At 66.2% G+C, this 24,529-nt stretch carries 22 protein-coding genes and 1 pseudogene; 14 read left to right on the top strand and 9 right to left on the bottom strand.

Annotated features, from left to right (window positions below; genetic code table 11):
* Window positions 1-2: 2 nt before the first annotated feature.
* Together mreC and QFZ54_RS07820 are read right to left on the bottom strand one after the other, a co-directional pair.
* The gene (gene mreC, locus QFZ54_RS07825) at window positions 3-875 is read right to left on the bottom strand and encodes a rod shape-determining protein MreC (RefSeq protein WP_307086025.1); all 873 of its coding nucleotides are present in this window, start codon (window positions 873-875) and stop codon (window positions 3-5) included.
* A gap of 106 nt (window positions 876-981) precedes the next feature.
* A complete protein-coding gene (locus tag QFZ54_RS07820) occupies window positions 982-2,025 on the bottom strand; it encodes a rod shape-determining protein (protein WP_055878614.1) in 1,044 nt (347 codons plus the stop codon).
* Window positions 2,026-2,197: 172 nt separating this feature from the next.
* On the opposite strand from QFZ54_RS07820, the gene mutL reads away from it, so the two are divergent.
* The 11 genes from mutL (at window position 2,198) to QFZ54_RS07765 (ending at window position 11,930) form a co-directional block, all read left to right on the top strand.
* Window positions 2,198-4,000 (top strand): DNA mismatch repair endonuclease MutL, encoded by a 1,803-nt coding sequence (gene mutL / locus QFZ54_RS07815; protein ID WP_307086022.1) that lies wholly within the window; start codon window positions 2,198-2,200, stop codon window positions 3,998-4,000.
* A 122-nt stretch (window positions 4,001-4,122) separates the two neighbouring features.
* Window positions 4,123-4,440 carry a hypothetical protein gene (locus QFZ54_RS07810; protein ID WP_307086020.1) on the top strand — a complete coding sequence of 106 codons (318 nt, stop codon included), beginning with the start codon at window positions 4,123-4,125 and terminating at the stop codon, window positions 4,438-4,440.
* A gap of 148 nt (window positions 4,441-4,588) precedes the next feature.
* Window positions 4,589-4,834, top strand: coding sequence for a hypothetical protein (locus QFZ54_RS07805; RefSeq protein WP_307086018.1), 246 nt, complete (start codon window positions 4,589-4,591; stop codon window positions 4,832-4,834).
* Between the two features lie 154 nt (window positions 4,835-4,988).
* The gene (gene rpsM, locus QFZ54_RS07800) at window positions 4,989-5,357 is read left to right on the top strand and encodes a 30S ribosomal protein S13 (protein ID WP_056015521.1); all 369 of its coding nucleotides are present in this window, start codon (window positions 4,989-4,991) and stop codon (window positions 5,355-5,357) included.
* Window positions 5,358-5,441: 84 nt separating this feature from the next.
* Window positions 5,442-5,831 (top strand): 30S ribosomal protein S11, encoded by a 390-nt coding sequence (gene rpsK / locus QFZ54_RS07795; protein ID WP_031395237.1) that lies wholly within the window; start codon window positions 5,442-5,444, stop codon window positions 5,829-5,831.
* Window positions 5,832-5,946: 115 nt separating this feature from the next.
* On the top strand, window positions 5,947-7,017 hold the full coding sequence (locus QFZ54_RS07790) for a DNA-directed RNA polymerase subunit alpha (protein WP_176499632.1): 1,071 nt from the start codon (window positions 5,947-5,949) through the stop codon (window positions 7,015-7,017).
* Window positions 7,018-7,191: 174 nt separating this feature from the next.
* Complete coding sequence (rplQ, locus tag QFZ54_RS07785; protein ID WP_307086007.1) at window positions 7,192-7,614, top strand: 50S ribosomal protein L17; 423 nt, start codon at window positions 7,192-7,194, stop codon at window positions 7,612-7,614.
* A 159-nt stretch (window positions 7,615-7,773) separates the two neighbouring features.
* Complete coding sequence (gene guaA, locus QFZ54_RS07780; RefSeq protein WP_307086004.1) at window positions 7,774-9,330, top strand: glutamine-hydrolyzing GMP synthase; 1,557 nt, start codon at window positions 7,774-7,776, stop codon at window positions 9,328-9,330.
* Window positions 9,331-9,406: 76 nt separating this feature from the next.
* Window positions 9,407-10,333 (top strand): subclass B3 metallo-beta-lactamase, encoded by a 927-nt coding sequence (gene bla, locus QFZ54_RS07775; protein ID WP_307086001.1) that lies wholly within the window; start codon window positions 9,407-9,409, stop codon window positions 10,331-10,333.
* A gap of 5 nt (window positions 10,334-10,338) precedes the next feature.
* A complete protein-coding gene (locus QFZ54_RS07770) occupies window positions 10,339-10,992 on the top strand; it encodes a DUF969 domain-containing protein (RefSeq protein WP_307085999.1) in 654 nt (217 codons plus the stop codon).
* Entirely contained in the window at window positions 10,989-11,930 is a 942-nt protein-coding gene (locus tag QFZ54_RS07765) for a DUF979 domain-containing protein (protein WP_307085997.1), read from the top strand. The genes QFZ54_RS07770 and QFZ54_RS07765 overlap by 4 nt, the downstream gene beginning before the upstream one ends.
* Here QFZ54_RS07765 and QFZ54_RS07760 read toward each other — a convergent pair.
* From QFZ54_RS07760 to QFZ54_RS07745, 4 genes are all read right to left on the bottom strand, one after another.
* Window positions 11,909-12,400: a cupin domain-containing protein gene (locus QFZ54_RS07760; protein WP_307085994.1), complete on the bottom strand. Its 492-nt coding sequence runs from the start codon at window positions 12,398-12,400 to the stop codon at window positions 11,909-11,911. The two genes, QFZ54_RS07765 and QFZ54_RS07760, sit on opposite strands and share 22 nt — an antisense overlap.
* Window positions 12,400-13,497 carry a Gfo/Idh/MocA family protein gene (locus QFZ54_RS07755; RefSeq protein ID WP_307085992.1) on the bottom strand — a complete coding sequence of 366 codons (1,098 nt, stop codon included), beginning with the start codon at window positions 13,495-13,497 and terminating at the stop codon, window positions 12,400-12,402. Before QFZ54_RS07755 ends, QFZ54_RS07760 begins: the two co-directional genes overlap by 1 nt.
* A complete protein-coding gene (locus tag QFZ54_RS07750) occupies window positions 13,497-14,381 on the bottom strand; it encodes an alpha/beta hydrolase (RefSeq protein ID WP_307085990.1) in 885 nt (294 codons plus the stop codon). Before QFZ54_RS07750 ends, QFZ54_RS07755 begins: the two co-directional genes overlap by 1 nt.
* Window positions 14,382-14,452: 71 nt before the next feature.
* Window positions 14,453-15,049 carry a gluconokinase gene (locus QFZ54_RS07745; protein ID WP_373458472.1) on the bottom strand — a complete coding sequence of 199 codons (597 nt, stop codon included), beginning with the start codon at window positions 15,047-15,049 and terminating at the stop codon, window positions 14,453-14,455.
* 116 nt (window positions 15,050-15,165) lie between these two features.
* Here QFZ54_RS07745 and QFZ54_RS07740 point away from each other — a divergent pair.
* Window positions 15,166-18,262, top strand: a pseudogene (locus QFZ54_RS07740) (glycosyl hydrolase family 28-related protein).
* Window positions 18,263-18,329: 67 nt separating this feature from the next.
* Window positions 18,330-19,442, top strand: a complete 1,113-nt coding sequence (locus QFZ54_RS07735; RefSeq protein WP_307085988.1) for a lactonase family protein — start codon at window positions 18,330-18,332, stop codon at window positions 19,440-19,442.
* Window positions 19,443-19,444: 2 nt separating this feature from the next.
* Here QFZ54_RS07735 and QFZ54_RS07730 read toward each other — a convergent pair whose 3' ends face one another.
* The 3 genes from QFZ54_RS07730 to treF form a co-directional block, all read right to left on the bottom strand.
* Window positions 19,445-21,028: a carboxylesterase/lipase family protein gene (locus tag QFZ54_RS07730; protein WP_307085986.1), complete on the bottom strand. Its 1,584-nt coding sequence runs from the start codon at window positions 21,026-21,028 to the stop codon at window positions 19,445-19,447.
* A gap of 108 nt (window positions 21,029-21,136) precedes the next feature.
* The gene (locus tag QFZ54_RS07725) at window positions 21,137-22,036 is read right to left on the bottom strand and encodes an exonuclease domain-containing protein (RefSeq protein ID WP_307085985.1); all 900 of its coding nucleotides are present in this window, start codon (window positions 22,034-22,036) and stop codon (window positions 21,137-21,139) included.
* A 70-nt stretch (window positions 22,037-22,106) separates the two neighbouring features.
* Window positions 22,107-23,633: an alpha,alpha-trehalase TreF gene (gene treF, locus QFZ54_RS07720; protein ID WP_307089337.1), complete on the bottom strand. Its 1,527-nt coding sequence runs from the start codon at window positions 23,631-23,633 to the stop codon at window positions 22,107-22,109.
* Between the two features lie 230 nt (window positions 23,634-23,863).
* On the opposite strand from treF, the gene QFZ54_RS07715 reads away from it, so the two are divergent.
* Window positions 23,864-24,520 carry a UPF0149 family protein gene (locus QFZ54_RS07715; protein ID WP_307085984.1) on the top strand — a complete coding sequence of 219 codons (657 nt, stop codon included), beginning with the start codon at window positions 23,864-23,866 and terminating at the stop codon, window positions 24,518-24,520.
* Window positions 24,521-24,529: the final 9 nt, after the last annotated feature.

The raw sequence follows: 24,529 nt of genomic DNA, 5'->3' as shown, positions 1-24,529 counted from the left end.
GCTCATTGCTGAGTCACCGGTCGGGGTGGCGGCACCGGCATGAACATCCGCTCGACCAGCGCGAAGTCGAGCGTGTCTGGATCGGCGAACGCGCGCGCCATCACCGAATCCGAACCCGCCTTGGTCACCCGCGCGACGGGAACGCCGGGCGCGTAAATGCCGCCGGTGCCGGTCGTCACGAACAGGTCACCTGCGTTGAAGCGGACGTTGGTGGCGTTGACCGATCGGATGTCGATCATCCCGTCACCGCGTCCCGCCGCGATCGCGGGCAGGCCGTCGCGCGTCCGGCGTACGGGGACGATGCTGTCGCCGTCGCTGAGCAACAGCACGCGCGCCGCGTTCGGCCCGGTCTCAACCACGCGACCGATTAACCCGTCGGGCCCGCGCACCGGCATGCCGGGCAGGACGCCGCTCCACCGACCTGCGTTGAGCAGCGCATAACGCCGCCCGCTCGACGCGCTCGAACTCACCAGCCGCGCGGTCACCACCGGCACGGTCGAGCGTTCGCGGATCGCGAGCAGGCTGCGTAACCGGCGATTGTCGTAGGCGATCGTCCGTGCGCGCATCAGCAGTGCCCGCGTCCGCTCGCGGTCGGCGCGCAGCGCGACGTTCTCCTGCTTCACGAAGAAATAATTGCCGATCGCATCCGGGATGCCGGAGATCGAAGACCCGACCGTCGCTAGCCCCGTCGATACCGGCGTCGTCACCCCCGCGACACCCATGCGCAGTGCCGAAAACGCGGGCGGATTGAACGTGGACGCGACGAGCAGCACCAGGCCCACCACCGCTCCAGCGACGGCGAGCACATAGCCCATGAACACACCATATTGCCGACGCCGGGAAAACCCCGTGCGCCGGTCGCGGGCTGGCGCCATGCGCCTGTCCCCCTGTCTCGGGCGCCGCCGAAGCGCTGGGGGACCTACCCCTGCGACTCGGTCGACGCGATTTCGTGTCCGTGTGTCTTAAAGCAAAACCAAACTCTTAACCGCTCATCAGCACGCCGCGGAACAGCGGGTCCTCGAGCGCGCGACCGGTACCCAGCGCGACGCAGGTCAGCGGGTCCTCGGCGACCGTCACCGGCAACCCGGTCTCGTCGCGCAAGACTTCGTCCAGACCCTGCAGCAACGCGCCACCGCCGGTCAGCACGATGCCCTGGTCAACGATGTCCGCGGCCAGCTCGGGTGCGGTGTTCTCCAGCGCGACGCGGACGCCCTCGACGATCGTCGCGACCGGCTCGCTCAGCGCTTCGGCGATCTGGCCCTGGTTGATCTGGATCTCCTTGGGCACGCCGTTGACGAGATCGCGGCCCTTGATCTGGATGATCATGCCGATGCCGTCGACCGGCGGCTTGGCGATGCCGACTTCCTTCTTGATCCGCTCCGCCGTCGCTTCGCCGATCAGCAGATTATGGTTGCGTCGGACGTAGCTGACGATCGCCTCGTCCATCTTGTCCCCGCCGACGCGCACCGACGTCGTGTAGGCGAGGCCACGCAGCGACAGCACCGCGACTTCGGTCGTGCCGCCGCCGATGTCGACGACCATCGAGCCGATCGGCTCGGTCACCGGCATGTCCGCGCCGATCGCAGCCGCCATTGGCTCCTCGATCAGCCACACCTGCGACGCGCCTGCGTTCGACGCGGCATCGCGGATCGCGCGGCGCTCGACCTTGGTGGAGCCCGACGGCACGCAGATCACGATCTCGGGCCAGCGTGCGAACTTGCGCGGGCCGTGGACCTTCTGGATGAAATACTTGATCATCTGCTCGGCAACGTCGATGTCCGCGATCACGCCGTCGCGCAAAGGCCGGATCGCCTCGATGTTGCCCGGCGTCTTGCCCATCATCATCTTGGCGTCGTCACCGACCGCCTTCACGCGCTTGATCCCGTTGATCGTCTCGACCGCGACCACCGACGGCTCGTTCAGGACGATGCCGCGGCCACGGACGTAGACGACGGTGTTCGCGGTGCCGAGGTCGATCGCCATGTCGTGCGACATGAACTTGAAGAAACGCGAGTAGAAGGCCATTCAATCAGGGTCCCGTAATCCTGTCCGCCGGACGGGGCGAACCGCCAGCAAAACATGCGCACACACATCATCTCGCGGAGCCCGCCGGTGTTTTCGAGCACCGGGTGCCTATACTGTATTAAGTGGCGTTTGCGGGTCGCGGGATGCCGTCGCTTGGTCTAGACGCAAACCCATGTCAATACGGCGTCTCCCCGAGCATCTGGTCAATCGTATCGCCGCCGGTGAAGTGGTGGAAAGACCCGCCAGCGCGTTGAAGGAGTTAGTCGAAAACGCCATCGACGCAGGCGCAGGGCGCATCGCGATTCTCCTCGTGGAGGGCGGAACTTCGCGGATCGAAGTTTCCGACGACGGCTGCGGGATGACCCCCGCCGACATGGCCCTGGCGCTCGAACGCCACGCGACCTCGAAGCTGCCCGACGAGTATATCGAGTCGGTCGTGACGTTGGGCTTTCGCGGCGAGGCGTTGCCCTCGATCGCGAGCGTCGCCAGGCTTACGATCGAGAGCCGGATCCGTGGCGCCGAGGGCTGGGCGCGCACCGTCGACAACGGCCGGGTCGAGCGCGAAGGCCCCGCCGCGCTTCCGCCCGGCACGCGCGTGGTGGTCGAGGACCTGTTCGCCTGCGTCCCCGCCCGCCGCAAGTTCCTCCGCAGCCCCCGCGCCGAATACGCCGCCTGCCTCGACGTCGTCCGCCGCCTGGCAATGGCTAGGCCCGATATCGGCTTCACGCTGGAGCATGACGGCCGCCGCGCGCTGTCGGCGATACAGGTAGAGGACCGGCCGGGCAGGGTGGCGACACTCACCGACCGTGCACTCGCCGACAATTCCGTCGCGATCGACCTGGAACGGGAGGGCCTCGTGCTGGGCGGCGTCGCGAGCCTCCCGACCTACAATCGAGGCATCGCCGACCACCAATACCTCTTCGTCAACGGCCGCCCGGTGAAGGATCGCCTGCTGATGGGCGCGATCCGCGGCGCCTATGCCGAGATGCTCCCGCGCGACCGCCACGCCGTCGTCGCGCTGTTCCTCGACATCCCGACCGACCAGGTCGACGTCAACGTCCACCCCGCCAAGACCGAAGTCCGCTTCCGCGACCCCGCAATCGTCAGAGGCCTCATAGTCTCAGGCCTCCGCCGAGCCCTCGACGCCGCCGGCCACCGAAGCCAGCGCGCCAGCGAGTCCGCCCTCTCGATGTGGCAGCCGGAAAACTCCTCTCCCCTCGGGGGAGAGGAAGGGGCCCGTCCGCAAAGCGGATGGGAAGGTGAGGGTACGCCCCAAAGGCTACCGTTAGAAAGCCGCAGCTACGGCGCAGTAAACGACTCCCGCCCAACCTTCTTCGCCTCGCCCCCACAGGCAAGAGCCGAACCCGCCTGGACGCCCCCGCCCCAAACCACAGCCTTCCCCATGGGCGTAGCGCGCGGCCAAGTCGCCAAGACCTACATAGTAGCCGAAGCCGAAGACGGCCTAGTCCTCGTCGACCAGCACGCCGCCCACGAACGCCTCGTCCTAGAACGCATGCGCGCAGCCCTGATCGGCGGCACCATCGCGTCCCAGGCCCTCCTGATTCCCGAAGTCGTAGAACTCGACGAATCTGCCTGCGACCGCCTCGAATCCCGCGCCGAGGAACTCTCCGAATTCGGCCTCGACCTCGAACGCTTCGGCCCCCACGCGATGCTGGTCCGCGCCACACCCGCGCTCCTAGGCCAAAGCGACCCCAAAGGCCTCGTGACCGACCTCGCCGACGAACTCGCCGCCTTCGATGAAGCGCTCTCCCTGAAAGAACGCCTCGACGCGGTAGCCGGCACGATGGCCTGCCACGGCTCCGTCCGCGCCGGCCGCATATTGTCCGTCACCGAAATGAACGCGCTCCTCCGCGAAATGGAGGTCACCCCGCACTCCGGCCAGTGCAATCACGGCCGCCCAACCTGGGTTAAGCTCGCGCACGGGGACATCGAGAAGTTGTTCGGACGGAAATGAGTGGATGGGTGTGAGCGCGCCACGACGAGCCTAACCGAATTCCATCTTTCGCCGATACCGTTGCGACGACGGAACAACCTGTTCTTCGGAGTGTTTTTCCGAACAGTAACAGGGAGAGTATGATGTCAGATTACCGCACCACCGATACCGTTGTCGTGAAACGCCGCGGCCCGGGCCGGACGATCGCGATCGTCCTGCTGGTCATCGCCGTGATCGTTGGCCTGCTGTTCGCTACCGGCTTCTGGAGCGCCGACGTCACCAAGAGCGGCGCGCTTCCCGAGGTTTCGGTCAAGGGTGGCGCTCTACCCAAGGTCGATATGGACTCGAAGGAAGTCGTCGTCGGAACGTCGAAGACGACGGTCGAAGTCCCGAAGGTGAAGACCGAGACCGAAACCGTCGAAGTGCCGACCGTCGGCGTCAAGGACAACGGCGAGAAGTAAGTCGCACACTACCGCGATACGAAGGCCCCTGCCGTCCGGCGGGGGCCTTTTTTGTATCCACGGCGCGTCCCGGATATCCGGAAGAACGGTCGTCCCCGGCGCCGTACCAACCATGGCACCGGTCGATACTTGTCGCCATAGGGGCAATATGGACGCTCTTTCCCTATTCGGCCTAGCCGCGGTATCCTTCACCCTGCTATGCTACGCCAAGGAAGCCGGGTCGCACTGGTGGACGCTCGGCTTCGCCTTCGGGTGCGTGCTTGGCTCGATCTACGGGTTCCTCCAGGGCGCGTGGCCGTTCGGCGTGGTCGAGATCATCTGGACGGTCGTCTCGTTCCGCCGCTGGCTCGCGATGCGCCAGGCCGTGGCCGTTCCTGCGGAACCGCTGGCTTGACAGCGCGTTGGCGCGCGCTTATTCGAACTCTCCCCGACACGACGGTTCCGGCGGCGCTTGTTTGCGTTCGTCGCTATCGTGCGTTTCGGTTCATCGCTAAGAGATGAGGTTCGTGCAGCCATGCCGGACCTCGTGGAGCAGGAGAACCAAGTTCATGGCACGTATCGCGGGTGTTAATATCCCGACCAACAAGCGCGTGGTGATCGCGCTGACTTACATTCACGGCATCGGTTCGACCAAGGCCAAGGAAATCGTCGCGAAGCTCGGCATTGCCGATACCGCACGCGTTCAGGACCTGACCGACCAGGAAGTGCTGCACATCCGCGAGACGATCGACGCCGATCACACCGTCGAGGGCGATCTGCGCCGCCAGACCTCGATGAACATCAAGCGCCTGATGGATCTCGCCTGCTATCGCGGCCTGCGTCATCGCAAGGGCCTGCCGGTCCGCGGCCAGCGCACGCATACCAATGCGCGCACCCGCAAGGGCAAGGCCAAGCCGATCGCCGGCAAGAAGAAGTAATCCACTTTTCGAATGGATTACTCCGCCGGCGCTGGTCCCAACGGGCCGCCCGGCGTCACGCAGATACAGGTCAGGAAATACACCATGGCACGCGAACCTCAGCGCATTAAGCGGCGCGAGCGCAAGAACATCACCTCTGGCGTCGCTCACGTGAATGCCAGCTTCAACAACACTATGATCACGATCACCGATGCCCAGGGCAACGCGATCTCGTGGTCGTCGGCCGGCGCAATGGGCTTCAAGGGCTCGCGCAAGTCGACTCCGTACGCGGCCCAGGTCGCAGCGGAAGACGCCGGCAAGAAGGCCGCCGAGCACGGCGTCCGCACGATCGAAGTCGAGGTCAAGGGCCCCGGCTCGGGTCGCGAATCGGCACTGCGCGCACTTCAGGCAGTCGGTTTCCAGATCACGTCGATCCGCGACGTGACCTCGATCCCGCACAACGGCGTCCGCCCTTCGAAGCGTCGTCGCGTCTGAATTCTCCGACGTTGTCCGCGCGCGGTCGTCCCTGATCAGGTCGAACGTGCGTCGCGGATGCATTTTAATGGCCGGCGGAAGTCCTTTTCGTCGGCCCCCAAATTAGGGGAAGCATGTGTCTGTCAACGCAAAGAACTGGCAGGAACTCAAGAAGCCCAGCGGCCTGGAGAAAAAGGCCGGTGGCGACACCAAGCGCAAGGCGACCTTCATCGCCGAGCCGCTCGAGCGTGGCTTCGGCCTGACGCTCGGCAACGCGCTGCGTCGCGTGTTGCTCTCGTCGCTGCAGGGCGCGGCCGTCACCTCGATCAAGATCGAGAACGTGCTGCATGAGTTCTCGTCTCTGGCCGGCGTCCGCGAGGACGTGACCGACATCGTCCTCAACGTGAAGCAGATCGCGATCCGCATGCAGGGCGAGGGGCCAAAGCGCCTCCAGCTCTCGGCAACGGGTCCGGGTGAAGTCAAGGCCGGCGACATCGCCGTCTCGGGCGACATCGAGATCATGAACAAGGATCTCGTGATCTGCCACCTCGATGAGGGTGCGACGCTCAACATGGAGCTGACCGCCGACATCGGTAAGGGTTACGTGCCCGCTGCCGCAAACCGCCCGGCCGATGCGCCGATCGGTTTGATCCCGGTCGACGCGCTGTACTCGCCGGTACGTCAGGTGTCGTACAAGGTCGACCCGACCCGCGTCGGTCAGGACCTGGATTACGACAAGCTGACGCTGACGATCGAAACCGACGGCACGATCACCCCGGAAGACGCAGTCGGCTATGCCGGTCGCATCCTTCAGGACCAGCTCGCGCTGTTCGTCCACTTCGACGACTCGTCGGTCACGCGTTCGTCGGCCCCGATCGGCCAGGCAGCACCCGCTGCCGGTGGTGCGGAGCCAGCAGGCGACACCCAGCAGATCAACCGTTACCTCCTCAAGAAGGTCGACGAGTTGGAGCTGTCGGTGCGTTCGGCGAACTGCCTCAAGAACGACAACATCATCTACATCGGCGATCTGGTCGGCAAGACCGAAGCCGAGATGCTGCGTACGCCTAACTTCGGCCGCAAGTCCTTGAACGAAATCAAGGAAGTGCTGTCGTCGATGGGTCTTCGCCTGGGGATGGAAATCCCCGGCTGGCCACCTGAGAACATCGAAGAGATGGCCAAGAAGCTCGAGCAGGAGATTATGGGGTAAGCGGTTCGGAGCCGAGTAATATCGGCCCCGACCTCTTGTTCACCCGCGAAGGCGGGTGCCCAGACTGGATCCCCGCCTTCGCGGGGAGACAACTAGGGTGACGGTGGCAGCCCTAAATGCCACCAGCTCCCGGGTACCTCATACGGCCCCTGAACGAACGAAAAGGTATTAAACATGCGCCATCGCGTAGGCGGCCGTAAGCTTCAGCGGACCTCGGCCCACCGTCTTGCTCTGTTCCGCAACATGAGCGCCGCGCTCATCAAGCACGAGCAGATCACCACCACCGTCGCCAAGGCGAAGGAACTGCGTCCCTACGTCGAAAAGCTGATCACGCTCGCGAAGAAGGGTGGCCTGTCCAACCGTCGTCTCGCGCACGGTAAGCTGCTCGACGATGCGCAGCTGATCAAGCTGTTCGACACGCTCGCGACCCGTTATGCGGATCGCAACGGCGGCTACACCCGCGTCATCAAGGCCGGCATCCGCATGTCGGACGCCTCGCCGATGGCCGTCATCGAGTTCGTCGACCGCGACGTCTCGGCGAAGGGCCAGGATTCGGGTCCGGTAATGTCGGACAACGAGTACGACGACGCAGCGTAAGACTGTTCTCCTGCGAACGCAGGAGCCCAGGATCAAAAGCGCAATCGTCCGTTACCCTGGCCTCCTGCGTCCGCAGGAGAACACGGAAACCGTAGAGGCCGCGTCCAGCAATGGGCGCGGCCTCTTTCGTTACGGGCCCCATCCGGCTATGCGCCCGACATGGAGCACCCAGACAGCATTCTCATCGTCGATTTCGGCAGCCAGGTAACCCAGCTGATCGCCCGCCGCGTGCGCGAGGCCGGCGTCTATAGCGAGATCGCCCCCTTCCAGTCCGCCGAGGCCGCGTTCGACCGGATGCAGCCCAAGGGCATCATCCTCTCCGGCGGCCCCGCCTCGGTCACCACCGAGAACTCCCCGCGCGTGCCGCAGCGCTTCTTCGAGGCGGGCATCCCGATCCTCGGCATCTGCTACGGCCAGCAGGTCATGTCCGCACAGCTTGGCGGCAACGTGATCGTCTCGGGCGACGGCGGCGAGTTCGGCAGCGCCTTCATCGAGGTGAAGAGCGCGTGTTCGCTGTTCGACGGCCTGTGGGCCGAAGGCGAACGCCACCAAGTCTGGATGAGCCACGGCGACAAGGTCGACGCGATCCCACCCGGCTTCACCCCCGTCGCGGTCTCGACCGGCGCGCCCTACGCGATCGTCGCGGACGAGGCACGACGCTTCTACGGCGTGCAGTTCCACCCCGAGGTTGTTCACACCCCCGATGGCGGCAAGCTGATCGCCAATTTCGCGCGCCATGTCTGCGGGCTGAGCGGCGACTGGACGATGGCCGAGTTCCGCGAGACCAAGATCGCCGAGATCCGCGCGCAGGTCGGCAAGGGCCGCGTCATCTGCGGCCTGTCGGGCGGCGTCGACTCCGCGGTCGCAGCCGTGCTTATCCACGAGGCGATCGGCGAGCAGCTTACCTGCGTCTATGTCGACCATGGCTTGATGCGCGCGGGCGAGAGCGAGCAGGTCGTCAGCCTCTTCCGCGGCGCCTACAACATCCCCCTGATCCACGTGAACGTCGAGGAACTGTTCCTCAGCGGCCTCGCCGGGATCACCGACCCCGAGCTGAAGCGCAAATTCATCGGCAAGACCTTCATCGACGTGTTCGACACCGAGGCCAAGAAGCTTGGCGGCGCGGAGTTCCTTGCGCAGGGCACGCTGTACCCCGACGTGATCGAGAGCGTCAGCTTCACCGGCGGCCCGTCGGTGACGATCAAGAGCCACCACAATGTCGGCGGCCTGCCCGAGCGCATGAATATGAAGCTCGTCGAGCCGTTGCGCGAACTGTTCAAGGACGAGGTTCGCGTGCTCGGCCGCGAACTCGGGCTCCCTGAGATCTTCGTCGGCCGTCACCCGTTCCCCGGACCCGGCCTCGCGATCCGCATCCCCGGCGAAGTCACCAAGGAACGCTGCGATATCCTGCGCAAGGCCGACGCGATCTACCTTGAGGAGATCCGCGCGGCAGGGCTCTACGACACGATCTGGCAGGCATTCGCGGTGCTGCTCCCGGTCCGCAGCGTCGGCGTGATGGGCGACGGCCGCACCTACGACAACGTGCTGGCTCTGCGCGCGGTAACCTCGACCGACGGCATGACCGCGCAGGCGTTCCAGTTCCCCGGCGACTTCCTGCCGCGCGTCGCGACCCGGATCATTAACGAGGTGAAGGGCATCAACCGCGTCACCTACGACTACACCTCCAAGCCCCCCGGCACGATCGAGTGGGAATAAGCTAGACGCACACTACGCGATCCTCCCCCGTAAGGGGGAGGTGGCTGGCCCTTGCCAGACGGAGGGGGAGGATAAGATGCCGACGTTACCGCTGACCGTCCCCTCCGTCAGGCTACGCCTGCCACTTCCCCCTGGCGGGGGAGGATCGTTACGCCGCACCAAATCACCGGTAGGCGCACTGGCGATCGCCGTTACGGCTCCACTTCTTCTAGGCGCAGCCGACCCGCCGGCCTGGACACGCCCGCAGGCACCGTTCCCGATCGCCGGCCCGATCACCTATGTCGGCAGCGAAGGCATCGCCGCTTACCTCATCAAGACCAGCGCAGGTGCCATCCTGATCGACGGCACGCTCGCCGAGAATGCAGGCATGATCGGGCGCAACATCGCCAAGGCGGGCGCCCGCCTTCGCGACGTGAAGCTTATCCTCGTCACTCACGCGCACTTCGATCACGCCGCCGGTGTAGCCGCGCTCAAGCGCGCAACCGGCGCACGCGTCGTTGCGGGCATCCGCGACGTCCGCGCGCTCGAAACCGGCGTGCCACCCGGCGAGACCAACTACGGCGTCATCCGCTTCCCGAAGGTGCACGTCGACCGCGGCATACGCGATGGCGAGACGGTGACCCTCGGCACCACCACGCTGACCGCGCGCGCGACACCCGGCCACACGCCCGGCTGCACCACCTGGACGATGCGCATCCCCGCCAGGCAGCGCCCGCTCGACATAGTCTTCCCGTGCAGCGTCAGCGTCGCGGGCAACCGCTTGATCGGCAGCCGCGCCTATCCCGGCATCGTCGCCGACTACCGCCGCAGCATCGCGATGCTCGGCACGCTGCACGCCGATATCGTCCTGCCGTCGCATCCCGAACTGACCGACGTGATCGCCCGCGGCAAACGCTACCAGGCCGGCGACACCACCGCGTTCGTCGACCCCACGCTACTCCCAAAGATCGTCGCGAAGGCCAAGGTCGCGTTCGACGCCGACCTCGCCAAGCAAGCGCGCTAGACGGCATGCTGGTCCTGTGCGGCATCGCGGTGATCGTCGCCGGCTTCCTGCTCCGGTTCAACCCGCTGCTCGTCGTCGCCGTCTCCGCGCTCGTCACTGGCCTCGCCGCCGGCATCGCACCGCTCGCGGTCCTCGCCGCGTTCGGCAAGGCGTTCAACGAGAACCGCTACGTCACCGTGATCTACATCGTTCTGCCGGTCATCGGCCTGCTCGAACGCCACGGCCTGCAGGAACGTGCCCGGCTCGCCATCGCCAAGCTCCGCGGCGCGACGGTGGGGCGCCTGCTGATCGGCTATTTGCTGTTCCGCCAACTCACCGCAGCCCTCGGCCTGACCTCCATCGCCGGCCCGGCACAGAGCGTCCGCCCGCTGGTCGCGCCGATGGCTGAAGCCGCCGCCGAAGCGCAAGGCGTCGCACCCGGCGGCGACCGCATCCCCGCGATGGCTGCGGCGACCGACAACATCGGGCTGTTCTTCGGCGAGGACATCTTCATCGCGATCGGCTCGATCCTGCTGATGAAGGGCGTGCTGGAGGGATACGGCATTGTCATCCAGCCGCTCCACCTCTCGATGTGGGCGATCCCGACAGCGATTGCCGCGTTCCTGATCCACGGCTTCCGCCTCTGGCTGCTCGACCGCCGACTGGCGCGCACGCAGTGATCGGCACCGGCTTCATCTACGGCGTCGCCGGCCTGATGTTCGCGGCGTTCGCGATCCTGAGCGCGACCGACCGCACCAACCCGAAGCGCTTCGGCAACGCAGCCTTCTACGCGGTGCTGGCGATCAGCTTCCTGCTCGGCGGGCGGCTGGGCGATATCGGCAACGGCGTGCTGGTCCTGGCCCTCGTCGCGATCGCCGGATCGAGCGCGATGGGGCGGGGCGGGCGTGCCACTACCACACTCGACGAACGGCGCGTCGAAGCCGCGCGGCTCGGCAACCGGATATTCCTCCCCGCGCTGATCATCCCCGCTGCGGCACTAGGCGGGACCGTCCTCTTCCGCGCGGTCCCGAACTTAGTCGACCCGAAACAAGCAACGCTCGTCGCCCTAACCTGCGGCGTCCTGATCGCGCTGGTCGCCATGCACCTCTGGTTCCGGCCCCGTATCGCCACACCGCTCGCGGAAGGCGTCAGGCTGATGGATGCGATCGGCTGGGCCGCCGTCTTGCCGCAAATGCTGGCGAGTCTCGGCGCAGTGTTCGCGTTGGCCGGCGTCGGCGACGTCGTCGGCGGGCTCGCCGGCCACGCGATCCCCGAAGGCAGCCTGATCGGCGCAGTCCTCGCCTACACACTAGGCATGGCGCTGTTCACGATGGTCATGGGCAACGCCTTCGCGGCGTTCCCCGTCATGGCCGCGGCGATCGGCATCCCGCTGCTCGTGCGCCACTATGGCGGCGACCCGGCGGTAGTCGCCGCGATCGGCATGCTCAGCGGCTTCTGCGGCACGCTGATGACGCCGATGGCCGCGAACTTCAATCTCGTCCCCGCGGCACTACTCGAGTTGAAGGACAAGAACGCCGTCATCCGCGCGCAGATACCGACCGCCTTGCCGCTGCTCGCGGTCAATATCGGCCTGCTCTACTGGCTCGGCTTCCGCTGACCTGATGTCCTGATCTTGGTCCCTAGCATGACCAGCTTGCCGTCGATGCCGAACCAGTGCGGCACCCCCGCCGGGATCAGGAACACGTCCCCGACCGCGAGCTTCCGCGTCGTCCCGCCCTCGATCCGGTCACCTTCGACAAGCCCCGGAAAGCGCAGCTTCGGCGCGACCAGCGTGCCGCCCGAGACCAGCGTCCCCGAACCCGCCATTACCGTCGCATATTCGGCCTCGTCGGGGTGCACCGCAGGCTTGCCCGGCGCCTTCCAATATTCGAGCGCGGCACTCGTCCCGTCCGCCTCCACCAGCGAAGCCATGGCGAACCCCTGGCCGGGCTTCATCGTCTTTTCGAGCGCAACGATCCGCGTGCGAACATCGGCCGATGCGGCAAAGCTCGTCGGATCGGTAGCAGTCTGCGCGGGCAGGGCAGAGGCTGAAACGAACGCCACCGCAGCAACAAGCAACGGCCGCATCACAGCTTCACCGTCCGACCTTCGCGCGCGGAGCGGTAGATCGCCTCGACGATCCGCATGTCGCGCAGGCCTTCCTCACCGGAAACGATAGGCTCGCGTCCGTCGAGAATGCATTCCGCCAGATGATCAAGCTGCCCCGCGAACTGCGTCTTGCCAGGCCCTGGAGGAGGACTGGTGATCGCGGTCTCGCGACCGTCGCGTCCGGTCCACATCTTGTTACCGTCATAGCGTGTCGCCGGTTCCAGCTCGACGCGCCCCTTGTCGCCCATCAGCAGGATATGGTTCTGGTTAGCGCTGTACATCGACTGGCATCCGGCGATCGCGCCGGAGGGAAATTCGAGCGTCCATTCGATCATGTCCTCGACCTCGCGGAAGCGCGGGTCACGGCGGTCGGTGGATTCGCGGGCGGTGACCGCGATCGGCTCCTCGCCCGTCATGTAGCGTGCGGCCTGCAGGCTGTAGATGCCCATGTCCATCAGCGAACCCCCGCCCGCCATCGCGCGCTTCAGGCGCCACTTGTTCGGGTCGCCCTGGACGAAGCCGTGCTCCGACCGGACATAGCGGATCTTGCCAGCCGCGCCGGACTTCGCCAGCCGCATCGCCTCCAGGTTGAACGGCTCGAAATGGCAGCGATAGCCGATCATCAGCTTCTTGCCCGCGGTCTTGCACGCGCGGATCATCGACTCGCACTCTGCGACAGAGATCGCCATCGGCTTCTCGCACATCACGTGCTTGCCGGCCTTCGCCGCGCGGATGGTGTATTCGGCGTGCATCGAATTGGGCAGGCAGACATAGACGATGTCGACGTCGGGATTGTCGCGGATGCGATCGAAATCGGCGTAGGTATAGATCGACCGCTCGGGCACGTCGTATTTGGCTGCGGTCGCAAGTGCCTTGGTCCGGTCGCCGCTGACCAGCGCGGTCACCCGCGAATGTTCGCAATTGACGAACTGCGGCAGGATCGTCTGCAACCCGTAATAGCCGAGCCCGACGATCGCATAGCCGAGCTTGCGATCGGTAGCCGCGCAGGCCACGCCGCTCGATGTGGCGGCCAGCGTTGCCGCGGCGACCAGGAGATCACGCCTGCCGAATTCCATCAGGGTTCCTTTCGAGAAACTGGGGGTATCTTCGCCGATCCATGCGGAATGAGCCAGCCTCCATCGGCAAGCCAGTCCGCCAATCGATCGGGCCAATGCTGGATCGAGATGCGCTCCGATCGCGTGCCCAGATTGAACGCGTGATCGGTGTCCGCGTAAAGGTGCAGCTCCGCCGAAACGCCCGCGGTACGAAGCTGTGAATACAGCGTCATCGCCGATGTCGCACAGCATTGGTCCAGCGAGCCCGCGACGAGGAACGCGGGCGGCGCACCGGCGGGAGCCTTTGCCGGTGTACCAAGCGGCCCGGGATAGACGAGGACCTGGAAGTCCGGGCGTGCGCTCACGCGGTCGATCGCATCCGCCGGCGTCTGTGCCGGCGCGGGGTTGTCGGCGACAAGCGACACGAGTTCGCCGCCTGCGGAAAAGCCCATCACGCCGATCCGGGCAGGGTCGATCGCATAGTCGCTCGCATGCGCGCGGACCCGCCGGACCGCCCGTCGCAGATCGGCCACCGCATCGCGCTCGATATCGTAAGGCGAGCCGGGATCACGCGCGAGGCGGTATTTCAGCACGAACGTCGTGACGCCGTAGCGGTTGAGCGCCTTCGCCGGTACCTCGCCCTCGTTAATCCACACCAGCATGCGGTGACCGCCGCCGGGCGCCACGATCACCGCGGCGCCGTTGGCATGGCTCGGCGCGGGGCGGTAGATCGTCAGAGAGGGGTTGTGGACGTTGCTGACATAGCTGTCCTTCACCGTCTCGGCTTCGGTCCGCCGCGCTTCCGATCCGGGCGCGCCGTTCGGCCAAAGCGTAATCACAGGGGCCTGCTGCGCGACGGCGGGCGCTGCGACCAGCATCAGGGCGAAAGCTACGCGTAACGACATCGACGATCCTCGACCGCACTCGTGCACGAGTGTCCGCTGCCGAGTGTCGGCGTTGTCCGCCGCCGTGGCTATTACGACCTTGGTCGTGCGTCTGCGGGTATCTCGGCAGCGCTGGGCATCTCGTGACCGATCCAGGCAAGCGCTTCGGCACAGAGTCGATCGGGCGCGTCCTCCGCATCGAGCGTGACGGCGCGCTCGTCGGGGCCGAGTTCCTCCAGGGTATCGAGCTGGCTCGCGAGCAGGCTGGCAGGCATATAATGCTCCGTGCGGTGGGCCAGACGTCGTGCAAGTTCGCCGCTGTCCTTCGTATCGAGGAACACGAACAGCAACGGCATGCCGACGGCCTCCGCCAGTCGATCGCGATAGACACGCTTCAGCGCCGAACACGCTGCAACCGCAGTACCATCCGTGCGGGCCGCATTACGCAACCCTGCCGCGATCCGGTCGAGCCAGGGCCAGCGATCCTGGTCGTCGAGCGGTTGGCCTGATCGCATCTTCGCGACGCTGTCCGCGCTGTGGAACGCATCGCCTTCGAGGAACGCGCAACGCAGACGTCGCGCAAGTTCGGCACCCAGCGTCGACTTGCCGCTACCGCTGACGCCCATCACGATCAGGGCATAGGGTGGCGCGTCGGCCTGATTTGGGGTCGGTTCGGGGGAAGGAGGCACTGGCTCTCCATAAGCTGCGCGCGGTCGGTTCGTCACCGTCTATCGTCCGTGCGCGCGGCATCGGCTACTACGACCTTGGTCGTGATCGCCTATGGTCGCATGCGGCACTACCTGCGATGCAGACTGGCGGACATCGTCCGGCGCGTCCCACAACAATCTCGGGTGAGCCTGTGAAACTGACGCTAACCACCGCGATCGCGCTTCTCGGGACGACCGTTCCAGCGTTTGCCGCCCCTCGTTCGGCCTCTCCATCTCGATCGGTATTTCTCACCGCGCCGGCAGATCCGCGTGCGGTGACGGTACGGGGCCGCGGTGACGGCCGGGCGGACGATACCGCCGCCATCCAGGCCGCGATCGATAGCGCGGCGAGCGCGAAGGGCGGCGAGGGCATCGTCTTCCTTCCCGCCGGCCGCTACCGCATCTCGCGGACGATATTCGTCTGGCCGGGCGTGCGCGTGTTCGGAACCGGCAAGACGCGCCCCGTCATCACGCTCGGCGCCGCGACACCCGGATTCCAGACCGGCGTGGCGAACATGCTGTTCTTCACCGGCACGCGGGCCGACACCCGGGCTGCACCACCAAGGGTACCCGTGCCGCCGCCGACCAGCGTACCGTTGGATGCTTCGATCGCCGACGCGAATTCGGGCACGTTCTATTCCGCGCTCGGCAACGTCGATTTCGAGATCGGCGACGGCAATCCCGCTGCGACCGCGGTGCGGTTCCACTTGGCGCAGCATGCGTATCTGAGCCATGTCGACTTCCACATCGGCTCCGGGTTGGCCGGTATCTACCAGGTCGGCAATGTCGGGCAGGACCTGCGTTTCTTCGGCGGGCGGTACGGCATCCTGAGCGAGAAGACCTCGCCCGCATGGCAATATACGCTGCTTGATTCGTCGTTCGAGGGCCAGCGCGATGCCGCGATCCGCGAGCATGAAGCCGGGCTGACGCTCGTCAACACCAGCATCCGCAACGTCCCCGTCGGGATCGAGATCGACCGCGGCTATGGCGATTGGCTATGGGGCCGCGATGTGCGGTTCGAGAACGTCTCGGACGCCGCCGTCGTCATCAGCAACGAAGACAATGTCTATACGCAGATCGGTTTCCAGGACGCCACCGCCAGCGCCGTACCGATCTTCGCGCGGTTCCGCGATAGCAAGAAGACCGTGACCGGGCAGGGCGCGCGATACCGGGTAAAGGCGTTCACCTATGGCCTGACGCTGCCGGGTCTCGGCGCAACCGGCAAATACGAGACGCGCGTCGATGCCGCGCCGATCCCGGCAATGCCCAAGCGGATACCGCCGGCGATCCGCTCGCTCCCGCCCGTCGCGCAATGGTTCGACGTGCGGACCGCGGGGGCGAAAGGCGACGACGCGACCGACGATACCGCGGCGATCCAGCGCGCGATCGACACGCACCGCGTGGTCTATTTCCCGACCGGCTTCTACCGCGTCTCCGATACGCTGAAGCTGCGGCCCGACACGGTGCTGATCGGCTTGCATCCCGACATGACCCAGATCGTGCTCGCCGACGACACGCCAAGCTTTCGGGGTATCGGTGCCGCCAAGGGCCTGATCGAAAGCGCAAAGGGCGGCGCGGCGATCGTTTCCGGAATCGGCTTGACGACAGGCGGCATCAACCCGCGCGCGACCGCGCTGCTGTGGAAGGCCGGCGCGAACTCGCTGGTCGACGACGTCCGCTTCCACGGCGGCCACGGCACCAGCCGTGCCGACGGCAGCCGTATCGTTCCGTACAACGCCAACCATACCGCGGATGCTGATCCGCTCAAGCGCTGGGACGGGCAATATGCCAGCCTCTCGGTCACCGATGGCGGCGGCGGCACGTTCAACAATCTGTGGACTCCCAACACCTTCGCGGCTGCCGGACTCCACGTCTCGAACACGAGCACGCCGGGGCATGTTTACGAGATGTCCGCGGAGCATCACGCGCGTGCCGAGATCGTGCTGGACGGCGTGAAGAACTGGGAGTTCCTCGCGCCGCAGACCGAGGAAGAGGCGGGCGAGAGCCGCAACGCGCTGTCGCTCGAGGTCCGCAATTCGAGCAACATCCTGTTCGCGAACTATCACGCCTACCGCGTGACGCGGTCGCTCCAGCCGGCACCATCGGCGGTACGGATCTACAATTCCGACGATATCCGCTTTCGCAACATGCACGTGAACGGTGAGAGCGGGCTGGCATTCTGCGACGCGGAAGGCCTGCGGTACGGATCTGCGCGCGAGCAAGTTCCCGTACGAGAACGGGGTCCAGGACATGACCACCGGGGCGGAGGTGCGCGAACGCGAGTTCGCGGTGCTGGACGTGAAGCGCGGGGCGACGCCGGTCGCGACGAGCACCAGCCCCGTGGTTCGCAAGCTGGAAGACGGGTTCTACTCGATCGCCGGTGCAGCGGTGGATGCGAAGGGCAAGCTCTACTTCGTCGAGCATAATACGCACCGCATCTATGGCTGGACGGCGGGCGAAGGGCTGTCGGTCGCCGCCGACGCGCCCGTCGATCCGGTCAACCTCGCGGTCGATCGCTCGGGTAACCTGATGGTGCTGTCGTCCGACGGCGCTGCGGGGACGGTCTACAGCATCAAGCCCGGCGACCCCGACAGCATCGCCGTGATCCCGCTGACGCCGATCGCCAAGCACAGCAATGCCGCCGTCGCGCTGCCCGGCAATTTCTGGGTGAACGGCGAGTTCAAGGATCAGATCGATCCGCGAACCTACCAGTTCACCACGCTCGGCGAGATGTTCACCCGCGACATGGCCGTGCCCAAGCCGCGCGAATACGTCTCGCCGGACGGATCGCTGGTCCTGCCCGCCTATCGCACCGTCCAGCAGGGGCCGCCCAACCATCTCGGCTGGCGCTTCTCGGACGCACTCGACACCTATGGCTTCGTGAAGGCCAAGGTCGGCGAGCGCGTCTTCGTCAGCAACGGCTCCGAAGCCAGGACCTATAGCGGACTGGTTGGCGCAGGCGGCAGCCTCACCGATCTGAAACCGTTCGCCAATCGCGGCGGAGAAAGCGTCGCGGTCGGGCCGGACGGTCGCGTCTACCTCGCCAACGGCCAGGTGTTCGTCCACGACGCCGACGGTCGCGAGACCGGACGGATCGACGTCCCCGAGCGCCCGCTGCAACTGATCTTCGGCGGCCCAAACGGATGCACCCTGTTCATCCTCACTCACCACGCGCTCTACGCGGTCGAAACCTGAGCCACGTTCGTTGCCTCGGCCGCACCGCTGAAGCATGACACGCGCCGATAGCTGCAAAGGAACGGGCATGACCGACTGGACCACGACACGACGGTCGGCCCTGACCGCGATGGCGGCAACGATCGCTTTCCCCGCAGTCGCGGCCGGCGGTGCCAAACGGGCGGTACGGCTGATCGCCGGCACTTACGCACGCGAAGGCGGCAAGGGCGTGTATCCGATCTCGTTCGATCCCGATCGCGACGCATGGCAAGTCGGCAGCCCGGTATCCGGACTCGAGGACGCCTCGTTCGGCGTCGGCGGCGGCCCAGGCGGTGCGTATTGCTTCGTCCGCGAGAAGGCCGCGGGCGAGATCGCCGCCTACGCGGCCGACTGGTCGCAGCGCGGCATTGCCTCCACGGCAGGTGCCGACCCATGTTATGTCGCGATCGACCGCGCCAGCGCCTGCCTCGCCGTCGCCAATTATTCGAGCGGCAGCGTCGCGTTCCACCGGCTCGACGCGCGCACCGGCGTGCCCGGCGAACCGGTGGTGTTCCGCCACACGGGCCATGGCCCCGACAAGGCCCGGCAAGAGGCACCCCACGCGCATTGGGTCGGCTTCAGCCCGGACCGCCGGTGGCTGCATTCGGTCGATCTGGGGACGGACACGATCTTCGCCTACCGCTTCGATCCGCGTGCGCGAACGCTAGCCGAGCCGGTCGCCGCGTGGCGTGCGCCGCCGGGGGCGGGGCCGCGCCATCTCGTCCACCATCCCCGCCGCCCGCTCGCCTACGTCGTGTGCGAACTGTCGAACGCGGTCATTCTACTCGACGCCCGCGCGGACGGCAGTTTCGCGACCCGCCATAAGATCTCGACGTTGCCGAGCGGGTATCAGGGCATATCCCAGGCCGCGCATATCGCGATCGACCGAGCCGGGCGGCGGCTCTACGTCTCCAACCGCGGGCACGACAGCGTTGCCATCTTCGCACTCGATGCCTCAGGCGTGCCGAGCCTGCTCCAGCACATCCCGAGCGGCGGCAACTGGCCGCGCTTCCTGCTGGTCCTCGAAGCGCAACGCCGTGTCCTCGTCGGCAACGAGCGGTCCGGCACGCTGGCGATATTCCGCATCGAAACCGATGGCCGACTGACCACAACCGGACAGAATTTGTCGGTGCCCGGAGTGGTCTTCGTCGGCCAGATCTAGCCTCAAGGCACTCGCCGCTCCAACAACGGCGTCGCCGCAACATAGCGCGCCTGCTCGACGAACGGTTCCGAACGCGTCTGCACGTCGACGATCTGGCGCGGAATGACGCCCCCCGCGGAAGGTGCCGGCGACCAAGCCGGCAGCCCCGCAGCATTCGGGTTACCGGTCTTGATGAACGCGGTGAAATATCCCTGGAACACCGTCGAGATCCGGCGATCGTCCGCCGTCCAGGCATAGGCCGGGTTCGTGTCGAGGTTACCCAGCGCGTATTCGATCTCCGCGCTGTGCACCGCCCCGATCGGCGGCACGTCGGGGTTCGTGAGCGGCGGCAGCGCGGCGGGGCGAGGGTGCGCGAAATGATAATAATAGGTCGGCTGACGCGTGCCGCGGTGCAGGTCGAACCACTTCCACGTCGACGCGCCGAGAAACGCGTCGCTTGCCAACGCGGTCGCCGCGACCGGTACGTCGGCATCCGACTTCACCGGGTACAAGGCGAGCAGTCCGTCCGCGTCGGTAAAGAGCTTCGCAACGCCCGCCCGATAATTCGCGACCGTCGGCGGTTGGCCCGCCAGGATGCTCGTCCAGCTTCCCTCCTGCGAGTTCGCACCGACCAGCAGCGGCACGCGCGCCGCGCGTCCCGCCGTGTAAGTATCGACCGGCGGCTCCGTCAGGAACTGCCCGTCGACGATGAAGTCCGCGCGGAACCGCTGCGTACCCTGCGCCGCAAGCAACGCTTCGGCGGGCATCGCGCGAAGTGCGTCGAGCGAGGGCGCCCCCGCCCCCGCCGCGACCGCGACCGCGAACGCGTCGCCGTCCTTCGTCGCCACCGCGAGCGGCTTGGGGCGGAAGGTCGGCGGCAGGACGCCACCGCTCTCGCCGATCGCCCCTGCGAACTGCGTGCGGGTGAGCGGCGACGTCATCAGCACGCTGACCGACATCGATCCCGCGCTCTCCCCGCCGATTGTGATCCGCTGCGGATCGCCCCCGAACGCGGCGGCGTTGCGCCGGACCCAGGCCAGCGCTGCTGCCTGGTCGAGCAGGCCGTAATTCCCCGCGGAATGCGCCGGCGACTCCGCTGCCAGCGCGCTGGTCGCGAGGAACCCGAACGCGCCCAGCCGGTAATTGATCGTCACGACGACGATACCCTTCTGCGCCATCGCCGCCCCGTCGTAGCGCAGTTCCGACCCGTCACCCGCGATCGCGCCGCCACCGTGAATGTAGAACAGCACGGGCAGGCGCGCGCCCGGTTTCGTGCCCGCCGGCGTCCAGACGTTGAGCGTCAGGCAATCCTCGCTGATACCCGGCGAGCGGAACTTCATGTCAGCGAACAGCGGTTGCTGCATGCAGCGCGCGCCGAACCGGTCGGCTTTGCGCACGCCGGTCCATTGCGCAGCCGGTCTCGGTGGCTGCCATCGCGATGGGCCCACCGGTGCCGCCGCATAGGGAATGCCGAGATACGCATCCACCGGCGTCGCGGCGGTCGAGACGTGTGTACCCTCAAGCTGGCCGGTCGCAACTTGCACCCGCTGCGCCGTCGCCGGTGCAGCCAGCAAGCCGACCGCCATTCCCCAAGTCGCCAACCGCATATCGCTCTCCCTTATCGTTTGCGACGATGGTCGCACCTCGGCCGTCATTTGCCAAGGCGGTGGGAAACCCGAACCGGGAACGAAAGTAGGTCTTCGAGGAAATGCCGATCAGGCTGAGGCGAAACCTGCCGCGAGAGCCGGCAAATCGAGCTCGCTTTCGGAGACCACGCGGATCGTGCCGCCAAGCCGCCGATACTGCTCGGCACGGCGATACGCACCGCTGTTGCGCACCGAATAGCTGAACGGCGCGCGCCCGGTGATGACGAGCATCGTCGTCGTGTTACCGACCGCCGACACGATCCGTCCGCCAAGCGCGGCAATCGCGCAAGCAAGCCGCCCATCGCGTGGCTCGCCGAGAAGCGCGATGCGTTCGCCAGCAAGTGGTCCGGCCGCAGCGGGGCGCGGGGCCGGGCCGGGCTTGCGCGGTGGCTTCAGCCATTCGTCGAGCGCGATGCCCGTATGGTCGATCGCCTTGACGATCACCCAGCCGGCGGCACGCGCGTCGCTCAGCGCGTCATGATGCTTGTGCGTGATCCCGAGATATTGCGCGAGGCCGCCTAGCCGGTGACTCGCCAGATCGGGCCAAGCACGCTGCGCAACGCGGACGCTGTCGAGCCAGACCGTCTGGATCGGCGGACGGTCGTGAATGCGGCATGCGGCGGCGAGTGCGCCCTTGTCGAAATAGGAATGCGCCACCGTCGTCCGGCCCGACAAATGGCCGTCGACGATGCCGTGGATGTCCCCGAAGCACGGTTTGCCCGTGACGTGATGCTCGGTGATCCCGTGGATCCGGGTATTGAACACGTTGAACTCGTCGCGTGGATCGACCAGCGTCTCGTATTCGAACATCTCGCGGCCATCACGAAACCCGACGATCCCGACCTGGCATATACTGCTGACGCGCGAACATGCCGTCTCGACGTCGATGACGACGAAATCCGGTGCGAGGAAATCCGGCGCGAGCATGTCGGCGTCGTCGGTTTGGCTGGCGGGCGCGGGGTCGAGCATTGCAGGTCCATATGTGGCGCCGGGTGCCGTAAGCAACCATTGCCGCCGAACGTTCGCTTGCGGCCAGGCCTTACTTCGCCTGAGAGGCGAGGTCTGGATAACGATCGAGGATCGCGCTGGTGACGCCGTTGGTCCAGCCGAAGCCGTCCTGCACCGGATATTCGCCCCCGCCGCCCGGCGTACGCTGCTCGATATTGTATTTTTCGAGCATCTTGCCGGTCTCGGCATACGCCGCGCCGACCGTCCCCAGCCAGCGTTTGGCGATGTCCTTGGCGAGTGCCGGTTCGCGATTGGCGTCGAGCCCAGCGATCGCCACCCATTGCAGTGGCGCCCAGCCATTGGGTTCGTCCCATTGCTGCCCGGTGTTCAACGTCGTCGTCCGCAGGCCACCCTCTGCCACCAGCGATTTGCGCACCGTCGCGGCAACAGCCTTGGCCTGCGCAGGCGAGGCGAGTCCGACGAACAGCGGGTGCAGCATCGCAGCGTTGATGCTGGCGGTCGGCTCGCGCTTCGACAAGTCCCAGTCGGCGTAGCGCGCGGTATTGGCCTGCCAGAGATAACGGTCGATCGCGGTCTTGCGCTTCGTCGCGAGCGTCGTGAACGCGGTCGCGCAGGGAGTGTCGTTGACAGTACGACAGCGCTCGGCGATGCGGCGCTCCATCATCCATAACAGGCTGTTGAGATCGACTGGCACGATGTCGATGGCATGGATCGTCGCGAGCGACTGCGGATCGCGGAGCCAGCGCGAACTGAAGTCCCATCCGCTTTCGGCCCCTGCACGTAGGTTGCGTTGCGTATCGGCAGCAAGGCGCGGCGCCGCCTTCCCCGCGGTCTCGACGTCTTCGGCATAGGATTCGTCACGCGGCGTATCGCGGTCGTCGTAATAGCGGTTCAGCACGCTGCCATCGGGCATTCGCACCACGCGCAGGCAGGCGGGCTTGCCGTTCAGGCAGGCCGTGCCCTTCATCCAGAATGCGTGCTCGGCCCGCAGCGCAGCCAGCCGGCGCTTCGCAACCACGGGGTCGGTGTTGGTCGAGAGATCGAGCATCAGCGCATAATAAGGCGGCTGCGAGCGGCTGAGATAATAGGTCCGAGTCCCGTTCGGAATATGGCCGTATCGCTCGATCAGACTGGTGAAATCCTCGATCATCGACTCCACGAGCGGCTCCTGGCCATCGACCTTCAACCCCAGCATCGTGAAATAGCTGTCCCAGTAATAAATCTCGCGGAAGCGCCCGCCGGGGACCACGTAGGCGGCAGGAAGCGGCAGCGCGGAACTGCCCGCGACCGGCGCGACCGGCTGGCGCACGAGTTGCGGCCAGAGCCTCCGGACATGCGTCCTGAGATCGCCCGAGCCACGATCATTCTCGCCGGGCACCACGAAATTGGCGAGCACGAACGCCTTGAGGGCAGGGCCCGCGGGTTTGGTCCGCGCATAATCCGCCATGATCGCAGCCGTCGCCCGCTTCGGCACGGCGTCGACGAACGTCTTCCCGTCGGCAAACACGTGACCCTGCTGCACGGCGTCGAACAACGGGCCATAGAGGTCGGCGGGCGAACGAACGGACGAAGACGGCGTGGTCTGTGCAGGGGCCATCGTCGCGATCGATGCCAGTGCGGCGAAACGGCAAAGGGTTCTGATCAAGTACGAATTTCCCGGTCCGGTGGGCGATCTCGAAGCAATGAGAGTATCGCCCGCACGAGGCAAGCGTCCCGCGCGTCCAATCCTGTCCGGTTCAGGCAGGGCTTGGTCCCACTCGTCGCTGGCGGCGACCGTCATTGGCGGGCTATGGCACCGCCATTCTCCAAGGCGACCGACCCGATCCGATGAAAAATCTTCCCTCCCGTTTCCGACGTCTCGACGGTGCCCTCGCCGATCTTCCGCTCGAGGAGCCGATGCTGCTCACCGAACTCGACGGCTTCCTGACGGCCTTGGTGGTCGGCCCCGATACGATCCCGCAGGGCGAGTGGCTCCAGAGCATCTGGGGGTCGGACGACAGCGACGAACCGCCGTTCGACGATCCCGCCGACGTCCAGTGGTTCGTCGATGCGGTGATGGCGCGCCACGCCGAGATCGTCCGGGACCTGACACGCGGCAAGCCCCAGCCGATCTTCGATACCGACGACCGCAATGGCGACGTACTCTGGGAAGGCTGGATCGACGGTTTCGCCGAAGCGGTGGCGCTCAGGCCTGAAAGCTGGACGGCGTTGGGTGAGGGTACCGATCCGGATACCGCAGAGGCTCTAGCGCAGATCATGGCGTTGATCGCGATCGTCACCAACGAAACCACGCTCGACAGTATCGAGGTCAACGCCCTCGACGCGCACGCTCCCGCGCAGATCGTCGCCGCGGTCCTGAAATTCCATGCTCGAAGCACCGGCGCAACATCGACCACACCGGCGGCCGCACCCTCGACGAAGATCGGCAGAAACGATCCCTGCCCATGCGGCTCAGGGAAGAAATCTAAACGCTGCTGCGGATAACAGCGCGGT

This window comes from Sphingomonas faeni (assembly GCF_030817315.1).
GTDB classification, from domain to species: Bacteria; Pseudomonadota; Alphaproteobacteria; order Sphingomonadales; family Sphingomonadaceae; genus Sphingomonas; species Sphingomonas faeni_C.
This window is presented reverse-complemented; position numbering and strand designations above follow the sequence as displayed.

Bases quoted from the DNA above. Each gene is read 5' to 3' on its own strand.
- mreC (WP_307086025.1), bottom strand. From the start codon at position 875: ATGGCGCCAGCCCGCGACCGGCGCACGGGGTTTTCCCGGCGTCGGCAA.
- QFZ54_RS07820 (WP_055878614.1), bottom strand. From the start codon at position 2,025: ATGGCCTTCTACTCGCGTTTCTTCAAGTTCATGTCGCACGACATGGCG.
- mutL (WP_307086022.1), top strand. From the start codon at position 2,198: ATGTCAATACGGCGTCTCCCCGAGCATCTGGTCAATCGTATCGCCGCC.
- QFZ54_RS07810 (WP_307086020.1), top strand. From the start codon at position 4,123: ATGTCAGATTACCGCACCACCGATACCGTTGTCGTGAAACGCCGCGGC.
- QFZ54_RS07805 (WP_307086018.1), top strand. From the start codon at position 4,589: ATGGACGCTCTTTCCCTATTCGGCCTAGCCGCGGTATCCTTCACCCTG.
- rpsM (WP_056015521.1), top strand. From the start codon at position 4,989: ATGGCACGTATCGCGGGTGTTAATATCCCGACCAACAAGCGCGTGGTG.
- rpsK (WP_031395237.1), top strand. From the start codon at position 5,442: ATGGCACGCGAACCTCAGCGCATTAAGCGGCGCGAGCGCAAGAACATC.
- rplQ (WP_307086007.1), top strand. From the start codon at position 7,192: ATGCGCCATCGCGTAGGCGGCCGTAAGCTTCAGCGGACCTCGGCCCAC.
- guaA (WP_307086004.1), top strand. From the start codon at position 7,774: ATGGAGCACCCAGACAGCATTCTCATCGTCGATTTCGGCAGCCAGGTA.
- bla (WP_307086001.1), top strand. From the start codon at position 9,407: ATGCCGACGTTACCGCTGACCGTCCCCTCCGTCAGGCTACGCCTGCCA.
- QFZ54_RS07770 (WP_307085999.1), top strand. From the start codon at position 10,339: ATGCTGGTCCTGTGCGGCATCGCGGTGATCGTCGCCGGCTTCCTGCTC.
- QFZ54_RS07760 (WP_307085994.1), bottom strand. From the start codon at position 12,400: ATGCGGCCGTTGCTTGTTGCTGCGGTGGCGTTCGTTTCAGCCTCTGCC.
- QFZ54_RS07755 (WP_307085992.1), bottom strand. From the start codon at position 13,497: ATGGAATTCGGCAGGCGTGATCTCCTGGTCGCCGCGGCAACGCTGGCC.
- QFZ54_RS07750 (WP_307085990.1), bottom strand. From the start codon at position 14,381: ATGTCGTTACGCGTAGCTTTCGCCCTGATGCTGGTCGCAGCGCCCGCC.
- QFZ54_RS07735 (WP_307085988.1), top strand. From the start codon at position 18,330: ATGACCGACTGGACCACGACACGACGGTCGGCCCTGACCGCGATGGCG.
- QFZ54_RS07730 (WP_307085986.1), bottom strand. From the start codon at position 21,028: ATGCGGTTGGCGACTTGGGGAATGGCGGTCGGCTTGCTGGCTGCACCG.
- QFZ54_RS07725 (WP_307085985.1), bottom strand. From the start codon at position 22,036: ATGCTCGACCCCGCGCCCGCCAGCCAAACCGACGACGCCGACATGCTC.
- treF (WP_307089337.1), bottom strand. From the start codon at position 23,633: ATGGCCCCTGCACAGACCACGCCGTCTTCGTCCGTTCGTTCGCCCGCC.
- QFZ54_RS07715 (WP_307085984.1), top strand. From the start codon at position 23,864: ATGAAAAATCTTCCCTCCCGTTTCCGACGTCTCGACGGTGCCCTCGCC.